The following is a 16,204-nucleotide window of genomic DNA, read 5'->3' as shown; positions in this document are numbered from 1 at the left end:
GCCATGGGGTCGGGGTGATACGAACCGGGGGGCGGACGGCGCTAGGCCGCGTCGCGAAGGCTCAATCCAAGATCGTCGTCGGACTCCTCGGCTTCCAACCGTTCAATCTTAGCAGCCAGCAAGGCCACTTGTTTCTGCAGTTCTTTGACCGTCCGTCGCATCTCCGGCAACTTGCGCGACGCAATCACCACCTTGGCCTCCGCATCCGCCGGTTGGGCCGGGAGTCCGAGGTACGTTCCCGGCGTCTTGCAATCCCGGCTCATGCCCGCGTTGCTGCCCAGCGTCACGCCGCCGCAGACGGTGACGTGATCCGCGATCCCCGCCTGACCGGCGGCGATCACGAACGCCCCCGTCGTCACGGATCCGGCGATGCCGACCTGACTGCAGAACAGGTTGTGCGGACCGATGTCGCAGTTGTGGGCGATGACGACCTGGGCGTCGATCACCGTGCCGGCGCCGACGTAGGTATCGGCGATCATGCCCCGGGCGACGGTGCTGTTGGCGCCGACGAGCACGCCCGCACCGATTTGCACTCCGCCGTGATGAGGCAGGTGATGATGGCCGCGGGCGTCGCTGTCGAAGCCGAAGCCGTCCTGCCCCAGCACGGCGCCGGCTTGGACGGTGACTCCGTCGGCGAGATGGACGCCGTCGTGCAGCACGCAGTTGGGGTGCAGCGTGACGTTCTCGCCCAGCGTACACCCCGGGCCGACGAACGCGCCCGGGAAGACGACGCAGCCGGCGCCGACCACCGCGTGTTCAGAAATCGTGGCGCCGGCGTGGACGGTCGCGTCGTCGGCCACCTTCGCGGAAGCGTGTACGAACGCCGATTTTGAGACGCCTCGCACATCGCCGGTGCGGCGGGGGGAGAGCGTCGGCAGCAGACTCAGGAACGCGGCGCGGGCGCCGGCCATCGGGATCACGACGCCGGGAAAATCCTTCGCCTTCGCTTCCAAACCCGGTTCCACCAACACGGCCGCGGCGGGGCTCTCCGCGGGAAGACGACTGGATTTGGGGTCGGCCAGAAACAGCAGATCGCCCGGCTTCGCGTGGGCCACGGTTCCCAGGCCGTTCACCTCCACGTCCGCCGCGGAGGGCGGGCAGTTTGTGAGGAGGTCGCCGAGGAGGGGCATGGCCGCGTCCGTGCGAGGGGACTGATCGGGGAACGACCAGGCCGGCGTCGTGCGGGAATGGTCTTCCTCCAGAATACCCGACCCCGGCGATCAGTGGGAAGGCCGAACCCCGCCCCGTCCGATACCCTGTCCGCCGAACCCGCTTCCCGCCCGCACGCCGTTTGTACCGAGTCCAACCCATGATCCGCGGAATCCGGGGGGCCACCAGCGTCGAAGTCGACGATCGCGACGCCGTGTTGGAGGCGACGGCCGAGTTGCTCCGCGAAGTGCTCGAAAGGAACGGCGTGGACGATCTGGACCGGGTCAGCAGCGCCTTCTTCACCACGACGCCGGACCTCGTGAGCTGCTTCCCCGCCGAGGCGGCCCGCGGCGTGGGTTTCGGAGCGGTACCGCTGTTGTGCGCGTCGGAAATCGACGTGGCCGGCGCCCTCCCGCGGCTGATCCGCGTGTTGCTGCACGTCGACACGACGCTCAGTCAAAAGGACGTTCAACACGTGTATCTACATCGGGCCAAGGCGCTCCGGCCGGACCTCGGAGAGGCCCAGTAATCGCCGCCGCGCGGCCCTTTGCGGGCGATCTGGTCAGGGCAGGAAACGTTCGCGCTCCTCCGCCGTCGGCAGGCGACAGGTCTCCTTCTTACCCCAAACCGCATAGCGGACCTTCGAGACGAGGCGGTACCCCACGTCCCGCAGCGGACTCGGAACGAACCATAGAATCCGGCCGACGACCGACCACCGGCCCCCCAGGTGCCTCAGCGCCCGCAGGACCGCCCGGCTCCGCCGCGAGCGCCCAGCGTCGTCGAGCAGCACGAGCGAATCGAGGCAGCCGCGATCGCTTTCGGGAAGGAACTGTTCCGCCGTCTCTCCCTGCAGCGGGGCGAAGCGGAGCACGCCGTGCGGGTCGCGGGCGATAAGCCAGTCCACCGAGGCGCTACACAATCCGCAGACGCCATCGAAGAACAGCACCGGGTGCCCGTCGGCGGCGGGGGGGAGGGAGACGGCGGTCATTGCGGGGGAACCGCGGCGGACGGTCGGAACCAACCGCCGCGGACTCCATTGGGATGGGACGAGAACAGCTTTACTCTCCGCCGTCCGCACGCCGCCAGCCGCTCCGCCTCCGAATGTCAGACGCCGCCCCCCCCGCCGTTCTCCCGCCGCTCGGGCTGCTTGCTCGGTGCAAGGCGGATGCGGGCCGGATGAAGGTCGCCGACGCCCTGGGCACGGAACTGACGGGCAAGCGATTGCTGATCGGAACGCTGCTGTTCCGCTCGCTGCTGCGGAAGCATGTGCTCGACGCGAATGAAACGCACGTCGGCATTCTCCTGCCGCCCAGCGTCGGCGCGGTGCTGGCCAACACCGCCCTCACGATCGACGGGCGCGTGACCGTCAACGTGAATTACACGCTCTCGGACGAGGTGGCGAATCACTGTCTGCGGGAGGCCGGGGTGAAGCACGTCCTGACCAGCCGGGCGTTCCTGAAGAAGCGGCCGATGGAGCTGAACGCGGAATACGTCTACCTCGAAGACCTCAAGGAGCAGGCGGGCGGCCTCGACAAGCTGAAGGCCGCCGCCCACGCCGCGTTGCCGCTGGGACTACTGACGAAGTCGCTGGGACTCGATCGACTCGACCCGCACGCCACGCTGACGGTGGTGTTCACCTCCGGGAGCACCGGCGAACCGAAGGGGGTCGAACTCACGCACCACAGCGTCGGCAGCGTGCTGGCGGCGATCGAACCGCTCGCCCACCCGGTCGAGGAGGACGTCACGCTGGGGGTGCTGCCCTTCTTCCACAGCTTCGGCTACACGGCGACGCTCTGGTGGCCGTTGTGCCTGCCGGGCGCCGGCGTCTACGGTCCGAACCCGCTCGACAGCCGCACCGTCGGCAAGCTGGGCGAGAAATACCGCCCGACGATCACCTTCGCGACCCCGACCTTCCTCCGCGGTTACCTCAAGCGCTGCACGCCGGAGCAGTTGGGCAACCTTAACCTCGTGGTCGTCGGGGGAGAACAGCTTCCCGCCGACCTGAGGGAGGCGTGGGAAGAAAAATTCGGCATCGCCCCGACCGAGGGTTACGGCGCCACGGAGCTCAGCCCGGTCGTCGCCTGCAACGTTCCGCCGGTGCGGCAGCATGCGGGGGACATCCCCGGCCTCAAGCACGGCACCATCGGCCGCCCGCTGCCGGGCGTGAAGGTGCGGGTGGTCTCCTCCGAATCCGGCGAGGAGGTGCCCCTGGGCGAGGAAGGCATCCTGGAGGTCGGCGGGGCCACCGTCATGAAGGGCTATCTGAACGACCCGGAGAAGACCGCCAAGGCCGTCCGCGACGGCTGGTACGACACCGGCGACATGGCGAAGCTCGACGCGGACGACTTCATCCACATCACCGGCCGCCTCAGCCGGTTCAGCAAGATCGGCGGGGAAATGGTTCCTCACCTGAAGATCGAGGAAGCCTTACTGAAAGCATGCGCCTGCGGCCCGGACGAGCCCGGCGAGGAGGGCGAAGCCGCGGACGGGCCGACGCTCGCGGTCAGCGCCGTTCCGGATCCGAAGAAGGGGGAGCGGATCGTCGTGCTGTACCGCGACCTCGGGATGCCGCTCGAAGAACTCCGGGCGAAGTTGAACGGCAGCGGCCTGCCGAACCTGTGGCTGCCGGCCGCCGATGCGTTCTATCAGGTCGAAGAAATCCCGGTGTTGGGCACCGGAAAATTGGACCTCAAAGCACTGAAAACCTTGGCTGTGAAGCGGGCGGCGGGCGGCTGACTCGATTTCGAGAACCCGTCGGGTTGACGGGGCGGGGCGGGTTCTCCTATCGTTCCGCCCCGCGAGGGGTTTCCCGTGAACCTCTCACACGACGGCCGTGTCTGACGGTCGTCACCCGGCGAAAGCCGGACCGCACGGGGGATTAGCTCAGCTGGGAGAGCGCCTGCATGGCATGCAGGAGGTCAGGGGTTCGAGTCCCCTATCCTCCACTGACACGATCTTCCGAGATCGATACCGACCGCCGGACCTTCGGGTCCGGCGGTTTTTTGTTGCGCACCGGCGTCATTTGCGCCCCGAACTTGGGAGGCGAAAATGAATCTTGGGCGCTTGACACTCTGCCCCCCCCGGTCTACTTCGGAGCCCCCCGGCGGATGGTCCGCCGTGGTCCCGCCCAGCCGACGCTCCCGCCGCGATGTTCACGGTTTCTCCCGCCGCCCGTCCCGCCCCGTCCCTCCCGGGGACCTTCGCTCCCGCTGATGACGCCGAGCGCCCGTTCGGGCTGTGGGCCATCATTGAGGACGAGGAAGATTATGTGGACGAGTTGGACGACGAAGACGACGAGTTCGAGGACGAACTGGAGGACGAGGACGACGAGTTCGAGGACGACGAGCTGGATGAAGACGAGGACGACGAGTTCGAGGACGAGGACGACGAAGACGAGCTGGACGACGAGGACGACTTCGACGATGAGGACGACGACGAAGACGACTTCCTGGACGACGATGACGACGAGTTTTGATCGTCGGTCCGGTTCCGCCCGAATTGCCCGCTCCGTCGATGCCCGCTGCTGATGAATGACTTGAAGTCGAAGATCGAGGCCGCAGCGGACGCCGTTCGGTCGATTTGCGACCGTACGCCGCGCGTCGCCGTGGTGACCGGCACGGGTTTGGGCGGATTGGCCGAAGCGGTGAACGCCGAGGCGGTGATCCCGTACGCGGAGATTCCGCACTTCCCCCCGCCGACCGCCCCCAGCCACCGCGGACGGTTGCTACTCGGGGAGCTGAACGGAGCGAGCGTCGCCGTGCTGGACGGCCGCTTTCACTCCTACGAAGGCTATACCCTCGCAGAGTGCACGTTCCCGATCCGCGTCGTGCGGGCGCTGGGGGCGGAAACGTTGGTCCTGACGAACGCCGCCGGCGGGCTGAACCCGTCGTTTGAGCTGGCGGACACGATGCTGATCGAGGACCACATCGACTTCCTCTCCGGCAACCCGCTGACCGGGCCGAACGACGATTCGCTCGGCCCGCGGTTCCCGGATATGTACGAGCCGTACGATCGCGGGCTGATGGCGATCGCCCGTGAGGAAGCCTCCGCCGGCGGGATGACGCTGCGGGACGGCGTGTTCGTCGCCGTGCCCGGGCCGAACCTGGAGACGCGGGCCGAGTACCGCATGCTCCGCGGTTTCGGCGCCGACGTCGTCGGCATGAGCACCGTCCCCGAGTGCATCGTCGCCAAGCACTGCGGCATGAAAACGCTGGCATTCAGCGTCGTGACGGACCTCTGCGATCCGGAGCGACTGGAGCCGGTCGACATCGCCAAGATCATCGCCACCGCCGAACGGGGCGGGGCGGCGCTGAGCAAGCTGCTTCAACGCGTCATCCCCCGGCTGTAACGAACCGTCGGCGAGCGGGGGGCGCCAGCCCTCCGCGCTCTCTCGACGCCGCTTTCATGCGTGGCGTCCCCGCACACGGACACGGGGGGCTGACGCCCCCCGCTCGCCTGTGTGAGGACGGGTCCGTACCATCCCGCCCCGCCGCTTCCGAGACCCGCCGCCGCCGTGCCGTCCCCGTTCCCAAAACTCGCCGGTCCCGACTTCCTCGCCGGCGAGCACGACATGCTCCGGTTCTGGGAAGAGAACCGCACCTTCGACGCCCTCCGCGAGCAAACCGAGGACGGGGAGCCGTGGACGTTCCTCGACGGCCCGATGACGGCCAACAACCCGATGGGCGTGCATCACGCCTGGGGTCGGACGTACAAGGACGCCTTCCGTCGCTTTCATGCGATGAACGGTCGTAAGTGCTGGTGGCAGAACGGCTTCGACTGTCAGGGGCTGTGGGTCGAGGTCGAGGTGCAGAAGGAGTTCGACCTCAAATCGAAGGCGGACATCGAAGCCTTTGGCGTGGATCGATTCGTCACCGAGTGCAAGAAGCGGGTGCTGCGATTCGCGGCCCGGCAGACGGAGCAGTCCATCCGCCTCGGCTACTGGATGGACTGGGATCGGCCGGACGAACTGCGGCGGCTCGCCGACGTGCTGGGCGAGGGGCGGGCGGTGTCGTTCACGACCGCCTCCGGCGAGGTCGTCACCGGGCACCCGGAAGAGATCACCGCCCGGCTCGGCTCGCCGCGCGACGGCCGCAGCGACGGCGGAGAGCCGTGGGGCGGCAGCTATTTCACGTTCTCCACGGAGAACAACGAGACGATCTGGCAGTTCCTGAAAGTCTGCCACGAGCGCGGCAAGGTCTACCGCGGCAACGACGTGATGCCCTGGGGCGGCACCGCGGGCAGCGCCTATTCGCAGATGGAAGTCGCCGACGGCCGGAAGCTGACGACGCACCGCAGCGTGTTCGTGCGCTTCCCGATCCGCGATCGGGAGAACGAATACCTGCTGGCCTGGACGACCACCCCCTGGACGCTGACCAGCAACGTCGCCTGCGCCGTCTCCGCCGACCTCGACTACGCCCGGGTGAAGCTGAACAAGGACGGTTCGATCCTGCACGTCGCCGCGGAGGCGCTGAACAATCAACGGCTCGCCAAGGAGTTCAAAGAGGGCTTCGGCAGCGACGGCCCGTGGCCGGAGGACGTCCCGAAGCTCAAGACGCTCGCCCAAATCTTCAAGGAGCAGGGCGGCTACGAGGTCGTCGGCACGGTGAAGGGCGCCGAGCTGATCGGCCTGCAATATGACGGGCCGTTCGATCATCTGCCGGCGCAGCAGTCGCCGGGCGGCTTCCCCGCGGAACCGGGCAGCGAAGGCGAGCCGTCCTCGGCGCAGGCGCACCGGGTTATCGACGGCGGACGGGACAGTCGCGGTTCGTCCGTCGTCACCGCGGCGGAGGGCACGGGCATCGTGCACACCGCCCCCGGGTGCGGCGACATCGACCACAAGCTCAGCGCCGAACACGGCCTGCCGACGGTCGCCCCGCTGGACGAAGCCGGCAGGTTCATCGACGGCTTCGGCGAGTTCACCGGCCTGGCTGCCTACGAGCCGGACGCCGCCGCCCTCGTGCTCGAACGGCTCAAGGAGAACGGCTTCCACGTTGCGGATGAACGTTACCCCCACATCTACCCGCACTGCTGGCGGACCGGCGAGGAGCTGATCTTCCGGCTCGTCGACGAGTGGCTGATCCGCATGGATTGGCGGGACGAGATCAAGGACGTGGTCAAGTCGATCGACTGGCGCCCGGAGAGCGTCGACGGCGAACGTCGCGAGCTGGAATGGCTCGACAACATGCGGGACTGGATGGTCTCCAAGAAGCGTTTTTGGGGTTTGGCGCTGCCGATCTGGGCCGACCCGGAGACCGGCGACTTCGAGGTGATCGGCTCTCTCAAGGAGCTTGAGGAACGCGCCGTCGAGGGTTGGGACGGCTTCGCCGGCCGGACCCCGCACAAGCCGTGGATCGACGGGGTGAAGATCAAATCGTCCACCACCGGCAAGCTGCTGTCGCGAGTGCCGGACGTGGGCAACCCGTGGCTGGACGCGGGCATCACCCCGTTCAGCACCACCGGCTACAACGTCGACCGCGACGCGTGGGAGGGGATCTACCCGGTCGATCTGGTCAGCGAGAGCTTCCCCGGGCAGTTCCGCAACTGGTTCTATTCGCTGCTGGCCCTCGGCACGATGCTGCGGCACGAGCAGACGGACGTGCTCCAGAAACGGCCGTTCAAGACGCTGTTCGGCTACAAGCTGGTGCTCGACGAGACCGGCACGCCGATGCATAAGAGCGACGGCACCGCGATCTGGTTCGAGGAAGCCGCCGAGCAACTCGGCGTGGACACGATGCGGTGGATGTACCTCGCCCAGGATCCCGCCCGCGACCTGCGGTTCGGCACCCGGCACCCGGACAATCCGGTGCCGCTGAAGACGCCCGAGGGCGAGATCGAGCAGACGCTCGAAGGTTTCCCCACCTGCGAAGTCACCAGCGGCCCGGCGGACGACACCCGGCGCCGCGTACTGATTCCGCTGTGGAACTGCCTGACCTTCTTCACGGAGTACGCCCGCGCCGACGGCTTTGAGATCACCGACAAGAACATCGTCGGCTTGAAGGACCGGCCGGAGATCGACCGCTGGTTGATGGCCCGCCTGCGGGAGACCGTCGGCGAGGTCAACGCCGGGTACGAGGACTACCGCCCCGCCGACGTTTGCGGCACGATCGAAGCGTTCCTCGACGACCTGTCGAACTGGTACATCCGTCGGAACCGCCGTCGGTTCTGGCGGACCGCCGACGCGTCGGATGCGGATAAGCGGGCGGCGTATCTCACGCTGTATTCCGCGTTGGTGACGCTGTCGAAGCTGATCGCCCCGTCGATGCCGTTCCTCGCGGAGCGGATCTATCAGGCGCTCGTCATTCCGCAGCAGAAAGACACTCCGAAGGACGAGCGGGCGCCGCACAGCGTGCACCTCTGTTCGTTCCCCCGGCTCGCGGACTATCCCGCCGACCCGGACGAGACGCTCACCGCCCGCATGGCCGCCGCCCAGACGGTCGTGCGACTCGGCCATCGCCTGCGGGAAGAGACCGGCCACCGCGTGCGGCAGCCGCTGGCGGAGCTGAAGATCGCCGCGGATTCTCCCGCCGTCGCCGCCGCGGTCGAGTCGCTGGCGGAGGTCATCGCCGACGAACTCAACGTCAAAGCAGTCACGCCGGCGGAGTCGCTGGACGACCTCGTCAAATACACCTTCAAGCCGAACCTCAAAACGCTCGGTCCTCGCTGCGGCAAGCGGCTCGGCGCGATTCGGCAGGAGTTCCCGGCGATGTCCGACGAGCTCGCCCCGCTGCGGCGGGGGGAGAACGTCACGGTGACTGTCGGCGGCGAACCGTTGGACCTCTCGCCCGAAGACGTCTTGGTGACGACGGAGCAATCCGGCGACTGGGCCAGCGCCAGCGAGACCCTGCCGGCCGGCGACGGGGTGACCGTGGCCCTTTCGACCGTCATCACGCCGGAGTTGAAGGTCGAAGGCCTCGCCCGCGACTTCGTGCGAATGGTGCAGGAAGCTCGAAAAGGGGCGGGCCTGGAACTGAGCGACCGCATTGTCGTGACCTACGACGCCTCGGACGCCGCCCGCACCGCCGCGGTCGAGGCTTGGGACGATTACATCCGCGGCGAAACGTTGGCGGATGCTTTGGAACCGGGCGAAACCGGCGGCGAATCGGTGACGGTGCGCAAGGTGTAGCGCCCGATCAAGCACCAACCCTCGCTGACGCTTTGGATTGGTGACGGCGACGTTCGCAAACAACCTCCGAACCGCGACACCCGCGAAACCCGCGGGGGGTTGGAACGGTATCGCTTCGCGTCCCGTACCCCATGACCCGCCGCCATGCGCCGCTGCCTGTCGCTCGCCCCGCTCCTCGCCCTCACGCTCGCCGGTTCGTCGTTCGTTCGACCCGCCGTCGCACAGGAAGAGGAGCCGGTCCAGGAGTTGCTCGAACCGGTGGGCGTCGTGACGCTCGCCGGCGTCGATCGGGCGCGGTCGGACGTCGACGCCCTGTTCGACACGATCGGCCGCGGCGACATGGCCGACGTTATCGACGGGCTGCTTGAAACCGTCAATAACCTCGGCGGCGTCGAGCGCACCAAGCCGCTGGGCGTGATGGTGTTTCTCAAGCCCGGCTTCGTGCCGATCCCCAGCCCGGTCGGCTTCCTGCCGGTCAGCGACGTGGGCGAACTGCGCGATTCGCTGGCGCTGCGGGACGGGATGAGCACCGAGGAACTCGCCCCGGATCTGCTGGAAATCAAGGGGCGTCAGTTCTCCCTGTTCGCCAAGTTGGCGAACGGGTATGCGCTGATCTCCAACGAGCGGGAATTCGTGGAGGAACGCCTGCTGCCCGATCCAACGCTCATCGCCGGCCCGCTGGCGGCTCGCTACGACTTCGCCGTGCAGGTCCTGCCCGGCAACATCCCGCCGGGCATGCGGAAGCTGTTCCAGAACCTGCTTAACCAGAACACCGAGACGCAGATGCAGCGGCGGGACGAGGAGCCCGAAGCGGCGTTCCGTCTGCGGAAGACTCAGGCAAAACGGAACCTGGAGGTGATCCAGGCGATGCTGGCAGGGTCCGACGCGATCACGCTCGGCCTCGACGCCTCCCCGGAGCGGGAGACGGTCGAATTGGATCTGGCCTTCGACGCCGTCGCCGGCACCGCCTGGGCGGATTCGCTGGCCTTGGTGAAGGGGCGGGGCACGCCCTTCGACGTGCTGCACGAGGAGACCGCCCCGCTCAGCCTCGTTGCCGGGACGACCTTCAACCAATGGGATCAGGAATCCACGATCGAGCAGTTGAAGCTGGGCCGCGACGAAATCGCCGCCGCCCTGTCCGGCCTGCGGCCGCTGGGCGACGAAGATCCCGCCCGCGAGGCCGAACTGGAAAGCGCTCGCGAAGAGGGCCGCAGTGACTACGCCCTGATCGATCCGGCGGCGCTGCGGCTGGCGAACGACGTGTTCGAGCCGCTGATCGTCACCGTCGAGAACGGCGAACTCGACTTCTTCGTGCAGGTCCGCCCGAGCGATTCGGGCGGCAAGACGGTCATGGGCGCGGTCGCGATCGCGCAGGGCGACCGGTTCAGCCAGGGCGTGCCGAAAGTGCTGGAGCAGATCGCCGAGAAACTTCCCGAGGACAACGATCTCGTCAAAGCGATGACCTTGAACGTCGCTCAGGAGAACGGCGTCACTTGGCACCGCTTCGATCCCGAACCGCGTCCAGAATCGTACGAAATCCGTGACCCCGATAGCGGAGAAGTCGTTGAGACTGTCGAGCAGGGCCAGCAAGGCGCCGAGTTCTTCGGCGGCAAGCCGGCGCTGCACGTCGGCTTGGGCCGGCAGAACGTGTGGGTGGTCCTCGGCGCGGAGAACTCGCTGGCCGAAGCGATGGCGACGGTCGAAGCGGTGCGGGCGAACGGCAACCGATTGGGCGCCCCGCCCGAGGCGCCGGTCCGCGGGGCGATCAACGTCTCCGGCTGGTTCCCGGACAGCATCGACGCCGGCGGCGAGGAGATGCTCCGGGCTCGCGAAGCCTTCTCGGACGGTTCGGATCGCCTCACGATCCGGTTCGAGCCGACGCCCACCGGCGGCGCGCGGTTGCGACTCGTGTTCGGCGAGGGCTTCGTGCGATTCCTGGCCCTGTCGATCACCGACCGCTACGACCAGTCTCAGCTGTAGGCCTCTGAACAAGGGCCAACCGTAATGGAGAGAGCCGCGATCGGGGATACCTCCCCCGATCGCGGCTCTTTCTGCATCAGCCGGCGAGCGTCCTCAACCCGCTAACGTCTTGGCGTAAGCAGCGACGAACGCGTCGAGGTCCAGCTCCGAGGCGAGGTTCGCCCCGACCGCTTCGAACTTCGGCTTCAGCCGCTCGCTCTTGTCCCACTCGGGCAGGCTGATCCTGCCGCTCCGGTCGGCGTCGAGCAGCTTGAAGTAGCGTTCCGCCGCCGCCTGGTCGCGGGCACTGATCTCCACCGGTTCGTCGGACGGCGCCGCAGAGGGGGCGGGGCGGGCGGCGCCGGTCATCGCCGGGGCGTCGGACTGCGTCGGCTCGGTGAAACTCGCGGCGAGAGACGGCAGGGCGGACTCGCCCCGGGCGTAATCCCGGGCGTCGGCTTCGCCGAGTTCGCGGGGGGTGAGGTACCCATCGCCGTCCCGGTCGAGTTCGAGGAACTCCGCCAGCAACGCCCGGTTCCAGTTCCGCCACTCGTACAAACCGATTTGTCCGTCCTTATCCACGTCGAACTCCCCGAACGCCTCCGGCAGATCGCGCGTCACGCGAACCGGGCGGCCTCTGCCGTCCTTGGAACCGCCGCGGACGTACGACGGGCCGCCGGAGGAGCGTTCGCGAGTCTGGCGATTGTCGCCGTCGTCGCCGCCGGACCGGCGGTTGCGGCGTTCTTCCTCCCCCTCGTTTTCGGCCTCGGTGGCCTTTTTGTCCTCGTACTCGACGGCCTTCTGGTTCCAATCGTCCCGGCTGTAGGTCTGATTGGGTTCCATCCCGCGTTCCCTCATGAACTGCTTGACCCGATCGTCGCCGGTTTCGTCACGGGTGATCTTGCCGTCGCCGTTCTTGTCCACGCGGCTCCAGACGTAATCGAAGATGCGACGTTCGCGAGAGACCTCGCCTCCATCGTCGCCGCCCCCCCGCTGGGGCGGTCCCCCGCGGTCGCCGCGGTCTCCTCCGCGGTCCCCGCGATCGCCCCGGTCTCCTCCCCGATCGCCGCGGTAATCGTCGCCGCGCTGCGGCGGGCCGCCCTGTCCGGGCGGGCCGCCTCGCATCCCTCCGGGACGCGGTCCTCGCTGTGCAGCAGCGTCCTCGGCGAAGAGGAACAGAACCGCTGCGATCGCGAAGAGCGGCACGATGGGTGGAAGAATGCGGTGGATCATGGGTGTCACAGATTTTCCAAGGTCCCCCGGCGGATCCGCGGGGTTGAACTATTATAGAGAACCCCGGACCGGGTTCGGAGGTTCCGGTTTGATCCTGTCGGAAAGCGTTTCCATTCGACCACGCCCCGCCCCCGCCGCCCTGATCCGTGCCGTCCGACGGATCGCGGACGAACTCGGCGGGCCGCGTCATGCGGCCCGTGGACCGACCCTCCCGACGCCCTTAGCATTTCCGTTCGCCCTCGCGTCGGACGTCTCCCCCGACCACGTTCCCTCTCCCGCCCGCCGCATGTCCCGCCTGACGTCGTACCCGCCACGTCCCCTCGGCCCCGGGGTCGGTCGTCGCGTCGCTCTCTCCGTCTGTCTGTTGGCGGCGCTTGCCGTCCCGGCCGCCGCCCAGCGAGGCCCCGGCGGCGGTCCCGGCGGTCGTGGTCAGGAACTCTTTGAACTGGAAGGCTTCCGCGAGGAGGTCGACCTGAGCGAGCAACAGGTCGAAAAGCTCCGCGAGTTACGCGAGGCCTCCCGCGAGGGCATCGACCGCGAATCGATCGGGGAGATGTTCCGCAACGCCGCGACGGACGAGGAGCGGCAAAAGGTTCGCGAAAAAATGGGCGAGATGTTCCGCGCCTCCGAGGAGAAGTTCCAGAAGCAGTCCGCGGAGGTCTTCACCGACAAACAGCGGGAGCGGTACGAGCAGTTGCAGCTCCGTTCCCGCGGCCCGTCTGCTTTGGTCGACAGCGACGACGCGGCCAAAGCGCTGAACCTCACCGACGAACAGCGGGAGCAGATGCGGGAGGTTCGGGACCAGGCGTTTCAGAAAATCCGCGAGTCCGGCGACTGGGGGAAGTTTCGCGATCCGGAGTTTCAGAAGCAGTTGCAGGAGAAGATGTTCTCCCAGCTGACGGACGAGCAGCGGAAGAGCTACGAGCAGAAGATCGGCGAGGAGCCGAAGTACGAGCTCCGTCCCGGTCGCGGCGACGGAGGCCGGGGCGGAGGCGCCGCCGGTAGGGTCACCGGCGCTCAGGTCGGAGCCTTGCGTGAATTCGACACCGCCGTTCCCGAAGGGGCGACCAGCACGATCGACTTCGGTCGTCCGTCGATGCGGGCGGACGAACCCGGGGAAACTGCGGCCGACTTGTCCGTCGATGCCGACGCCCCTGCTGACGAGGATGCTTCGGAACCGTCCGTCGCCCGAGTCGAAGAGCCGGCCGGTCAGGACCTGATGAGCTTTAACTTTCGGTACGCCCCCTGGGAGCCGGTGCTGCGGGAATTCGCCGAGTTCGCCGGCCTGACGCTGGACCCCGGCCCGATTCCGCCCGGAACCTTCAATTACTTTGACGACGGCGAGTACACCCCGACGGAAGCGCTGGACATCCTCAACGGCTACCTGCTGCAACGCGGGTACGTGCTGGTTCGCCGCGACCGGTTCCTGATCGTCGCCAACATCGACGAAGGCATCCCGCCGAACCTCGTCCCGGACGTCCCCCTCGATCAACTGGACGAACGCGGCGACAACGAATTGATCCGCGTCGTGCTGCCGTTGGAACGCGGCGAAGCCCGCGAGGCCGTCGGCGAAATCGGCCCGTTGCTCGGCCCGCAGGGCGAGGCCGCGGCGCTGACCGCCACCAACAGCGTCGTGATCCGCGACACCGGCGGGAACGTCCGTCGGATCGTGCAGTTGCTGGAGAACCTTGGCGCAGAAGTGCTCTTCGAGCAGATCCCTCTGCAACACCTCGATGCGTACGACGCGGCCCAGACCGTGCGGACGCAGCTCGGTCTGCCCCCGCTGGTCGCGAACGTCTCCGCCTCCAACGGCGACGGGCGTCGCAGTCCGCAGGGGTCGGCGGAAACCTCCGTCACCCCGGACGACCGCACCAACACGCTGTTGGTCACGGCCGATCCCGTACAGATGCGGGTCGTCAAAAGTATCGTCGAAGCGATCGACGTCAGCGAGGACGCCTCGGGCAACATGCTGTCTCGGGGTTCCAGTCGGCCGGTGTTCGAGAGCTACAAGCTCGACACCGCCGACGCGGGCGAGGTCGCCAAGACTGTCGAAGCGATGTACCCCGGCAGTGTGGTCAACGAGGATCGTCGGGCGAAGACGATTCAGATTTATGCTTCACCGTCGCAGCAGGATCAAATCGGTTCGATGATCCGATCGATCGACGGCAGCGGCACGGCCACCAGCGTGTCGACGGTGATTCCGCTCTCGCGGCTCGATCCGCTCAGCGTCACGCTGACCCTCAATAATATGTTCATCGCCGAGGGCGAAAGCGCCCCCGTGGTGGAGCCGGACCCGCTCGGCCGGCGCCTGCTGGTGCGGGCGTCGCCGGATCAGGTGTCGGAGATTCGGGACCTGTTGCTGCAACTCGGCGAAGACGGCACCGGCCAGCGGACCGAAGGCGGCACGCTGCGGACGCTTTCGCTGGGCGGACGAGACCCGGACCGCATGGTCCCGTTGCTCAAACAGATGTGGGAGATCCGCGATTCCAGTCCCATTCGCATCGTCACCCCGTCCGCCCCGCCGGCCATCGAGCGGCGCGGCACGCCCGGCGGCGCTCCCGCCAATCCCGTCCCCGCCGTCGATTCGAGCCAGGACGAAGCCCGCCTGTTCGCTCCCCCGCGCGGCTTCGGCGGCGGCGACTTCTCGCTACCGCAGGAGGCGATCCAGCCCCGGGAGCAAGGGGATTCATCGCCGGACGCCGCCCCCGCTGACGAGGCGCTCCCCCCGACGGCCGCTGCGCCGCCCGCGTCGACGAACGGCGGGTCGCAGGCCTCGTCGAACCCGAACGCCCCCGTCACCATGACGGTGCTGGACGGACAACTCGTGCTTTATTCCGAGGACGAGCAGAAGCTCAACGATTTGGAAGACCTGGTCACCCGGCTGGGTGCGCTGATCCCGCCGGACGACGGCTGGAACGTGTTTTACCTCGTCAATGCGGATGCGACCCTGACCGCGGAGACGCTGGATAAGTTGATTCCCGCCGCCAGCGTCGCGGGAACCGGGACCGACGGCACGATGGTGGGCACGATGGCCTCCGGCCTGTCCGACTTCGGCGGCACGCTGATGGACGTCGCCGGCATTAGTTCGATGGGCGGCCCGACCACGTTGAAGATCGTCCCGGACATTCGGGCCAACGCCCTGTACGTTCAGGGACCGCGGGCCGGGGTTCGGCAGGTCGAGCAACTTCTCACGGTGCTCGATGCGGACAGTCGCCCGGACAACGCCCGGGATAGCCTCCCCCGCACGATTCCCGTGCTGCACGCGGATGTGGAAGAGGTGGCGGAGATCGTCAGCGAAGTCTTCAAAGAACAAACCGCCGAGGGAATGGCGGCTCAAGCCGCGTCCCGCGGACGCAGCGGACGCGGCGGCGGAGGAGGCGGCGGCGACAATCCGCTCGCCATGTTGATGGGCGGGATGGCGGGCGGCGGCGGCGACGCGGCGTCGGTTCAACTGACCATCGGCGTGGATACGCGCACCAGTCGCTTGATCGTCTCCGCCCCGGAGAGCTTGTACCAGCAAGTCGAATCTCTGGTGACGGATCTCGACACCGCCGCGAAGGAGGCCGAGCGCGGCGTGCAGTTCATGACGCTTCGCGACGCCGACCCGGGCAGCGTCACGGCGGCCCTCAGCTCCATGATGCCCCGCGTCAGCGGCGGCGGCTCGATCGTGCGATCCCCGCGTTCGACCGGTTCTTCGGGAGCCGCGGCGGCGTCCACCCGGTCGAGCGGCGACGACAACGC

General features: G+C 67.7%; 10 protein-coding genes, 1 tRNA gene and 1 pseudogene. 8 read left to right on the top strand and 4 right to left on the bottom strand.

Features of this window, described 5'->3' with window-relative positions; translation table 11 throughout:
• Positions 1-41 precede the first annotated feature (41 nt).
• Positions 42-1,130, bottom strand: coding sequence for a UDP-3-O-(3-hydroxymyristoyl)glucosamine N-acyltransferase (gene lpxD / locus LzC2_RS09025; RefSeq protein WP_171186038.1), 1,089 nt, complete (start codon positions 1,128-1,130; stop codon positions 42-44).
• Between the two features lie 179 nt (positions 1,131-1,309).
• Here lpxD and aroH point away from each other — a divergent pair, with 179 nt between their 5' ends.
• Entirely contained in the window at positions 1,310-1,678 is a 369-nt protein-coding gene (gene aroH / locus LzC2_RS09020; RefSeq protein ID WP_171186036.1) for a chorismate mutase, read from the top strand.
• A 33-nt stretch (positions 1,679-1,711) separates the two neighbouring features.
• Here aroH and LzC2_RS09015 read toward each other — a convergent pair whose 3' ends face one another.
• Positions 1,712-2,137, bottom strand: coding sequence for a thiol-disulfide oxidoreductase DCC family protein (locus LzC2_RS09015; RefSeq protein ID WP_171186034.1), 426 nt, complete (start codon positions 2,135-2,137; stop codon positions 1,712-1,714).
• Between the two features lie 113 nt (positions 2,138-2,250).
• On the opposite strand from LzC2_RS09015, the gene LzC2_RS09010 reads away from it, so the two are divergent.
• The 6 genes from LzC2_RS09010 to LzC2_RS08985 all read left to right on the top strand — a co-directional run bounded on the left by LzC2_RS09010 (position 2,251) and on the right by LzC2_RS08985 (position 11,251).
• On the top strand, positions 2,251-3,885 hold the full coding sequence (locus LzC2_RS09010) for an AMP-binding protein (RefSeq protein ID WP_171186032.1): 1,635 nt from the start codon (positions 2,251-2,253) through the stop codon (positions 3,883-3,885).
• 136 nt (positions 3,886-4,021) lie between these two features.
• A tRNA-Ala gene (locus tag LzC2_RS09005) sits at positions 4,022-4,094 on the top strand.
• A 203-nt stretch (positions 4,095-4,297) separates the two neighbouring features.
• Complete coding sequence (locus tag LzC2_RS09000; protein ID WP_171186030.1) at positions 4,298-4,624, top strand: hypothetical protein; 327 nt, start codon at positions 4,298-4,300, stop codon at positions 4,622-4,624.
• Positions 4,625-4,675: 51 nt separating this feature from the next.
• Positions 4,676-5,497: a purine-nucleoside phosphorylase gene (locus LzC2_RS08995; protein WP_171186028.1), complete on the top strand. Its 822-nt coding sequence runs from the start codon at positions 4,676-4,678 to the stop codon at positions 5,495-5,497.
• A 222-nt stretch (positions 5,498-5,719) separates the two neighbouring features.
• Complete coding sequence (locus LzC2_RS08990) at positions 5,720-9,271, top strand: class I tRNA ligase family protein (protein ID WP_171186040.1); 3,552 nt, start codon at positions 5,720-5,722, stop codon at positions 9,269-9,271.
• Positions 9,272-9,415: 144 nt separating this feature from the next.
• Positions 9,416-11,251 carry a hypothetical protein gene (locus LzC2_RS08985; protein ID WP_171186026.1) on the top strand — a complete coding sequence of 612 codons (1,836 nt, stop codon included), beginning with the start codon at positions 9,416-9,418 and terminating at the stop codon, positions 11,249-11,251.
• A gap of 93 nt (positions 11,252-11,344) precedes the next feature.
• Here LzC2_RS08985 and LzC2_RS08980 read toward each other — a convergent pair whose 3' ends face one another.
• The gene (locus tag LzC2_RS08980) at positions 11,345-12,436 is read right to left on the bottom strand and encodes an EF-hand domain-containing protein (protein ID WP_206678634.1); all 1,092 of its coding nucleotides are present in this window, start codon (positions 12,434-12,436) and stop codon (positions 11,345-11,347) included.
• A gap of 1 nt (position 12,437) precedes the next feature.
• On the opposite strand from LzC2_RS08980, the pseudogene LzC2_RS21820 reads away from it, so the two are divergent.
• A pseudogene (locus tag LzC2_RS21820) lies at positions 12,438-16,007 on the top strand (secretin N-terminal domain-containing protein); the annotation flags it as partial.
• Here LzC2_RS21820 and LzC2_RS22955 read toward each other — a convergent pair.
• A complete protein-coding gene (locus tag LzC2_RS22955) occupies positions 15,911-16,201 on the bottom strand; it encodes a hypothetical protein (RefSeq protein ID WP_206678631.1) in 291 nt (96 codons plus the stop codon). The pseudogene LzC2_RS21820 and the gene LzC2_RS22955 overlap by 97 nt on opposite strands.
• Positions 16,202-16,204 lie beyond the last annotated feature (3 nt).

It is taken from the genome of Alienimonas chondri (assembly GCF_013036045.1).
GTDB lineage: Bacteria > Planctomycetota > Planctomycetia > Planctomycetales > Planctomycetaceae > Alienimonas > Alienimonas chondri.
The sequence above is the reverse complement of the archived record's forward strand: the minus strand, read 5'-3'. Positions and strand labels throughout refer to the sequence as shown.

Bases quoted from the DNA above. Each gene is read 5' to 3' on its own strand.
- LzC2_RS08985 (WP_171186026.1), top strand. From the start codon at position 9,416: ATGCGCCGCTGCCTGTCGCTCGCCCCGCTCCTCGCCCTCACGCTCGCC.
- lpxD (WP_171186038.1), bottom strand. From the start codon at position 1,130: ATGCCCCTCCTCGGCGACCTCCTCACAAACTGCCCGCCCTCCGCGGCG.
- LzC2_RS09000 (WP_171186030.1), top strand. From the start codon at position 4,298: ATGTTCACGGTTTCTCCCGCCGCCCGTCCCGCCCCGTCCCTCCCGGGG.
- LzC2_RS09010 (WP_171186032.1), top strand. From the start codon at position 2,251: ATGTCAGACGCCGCCCCCCCCGCCGTTCTCCCGCCGCTCGGGCTGCTT.
- LzC2_RS08995 (WP_171186028.1), top strand. From the start codon at position 4,676: ATGAATGACTTGAAGTCGAAGATCGAGGCCGCAGCGGACGCCGTTCGG.
- aroH (WP_171186036.1), top strand. From the start codon at position 1,310: ATGATCCGCGGAATCCGGGGGGCCACCAGCGTCGAAGTCGACGATCGC.
- LzC2_RS08990 (WP_171186040.1), top strand. From the start codon at position 5,720: ATGCTCCGGTTCTGGGAAGAGAACCGCACCTTCGACGCCCTCCGCGAG.
- LzC2_RS09015 (WP_171186034.1), bottom strand. From the start codon at position 2,137: ATGACCGCCGTCTCCCTCCCCCCCGCCGCCGACGGGCACCCGGTGCTG.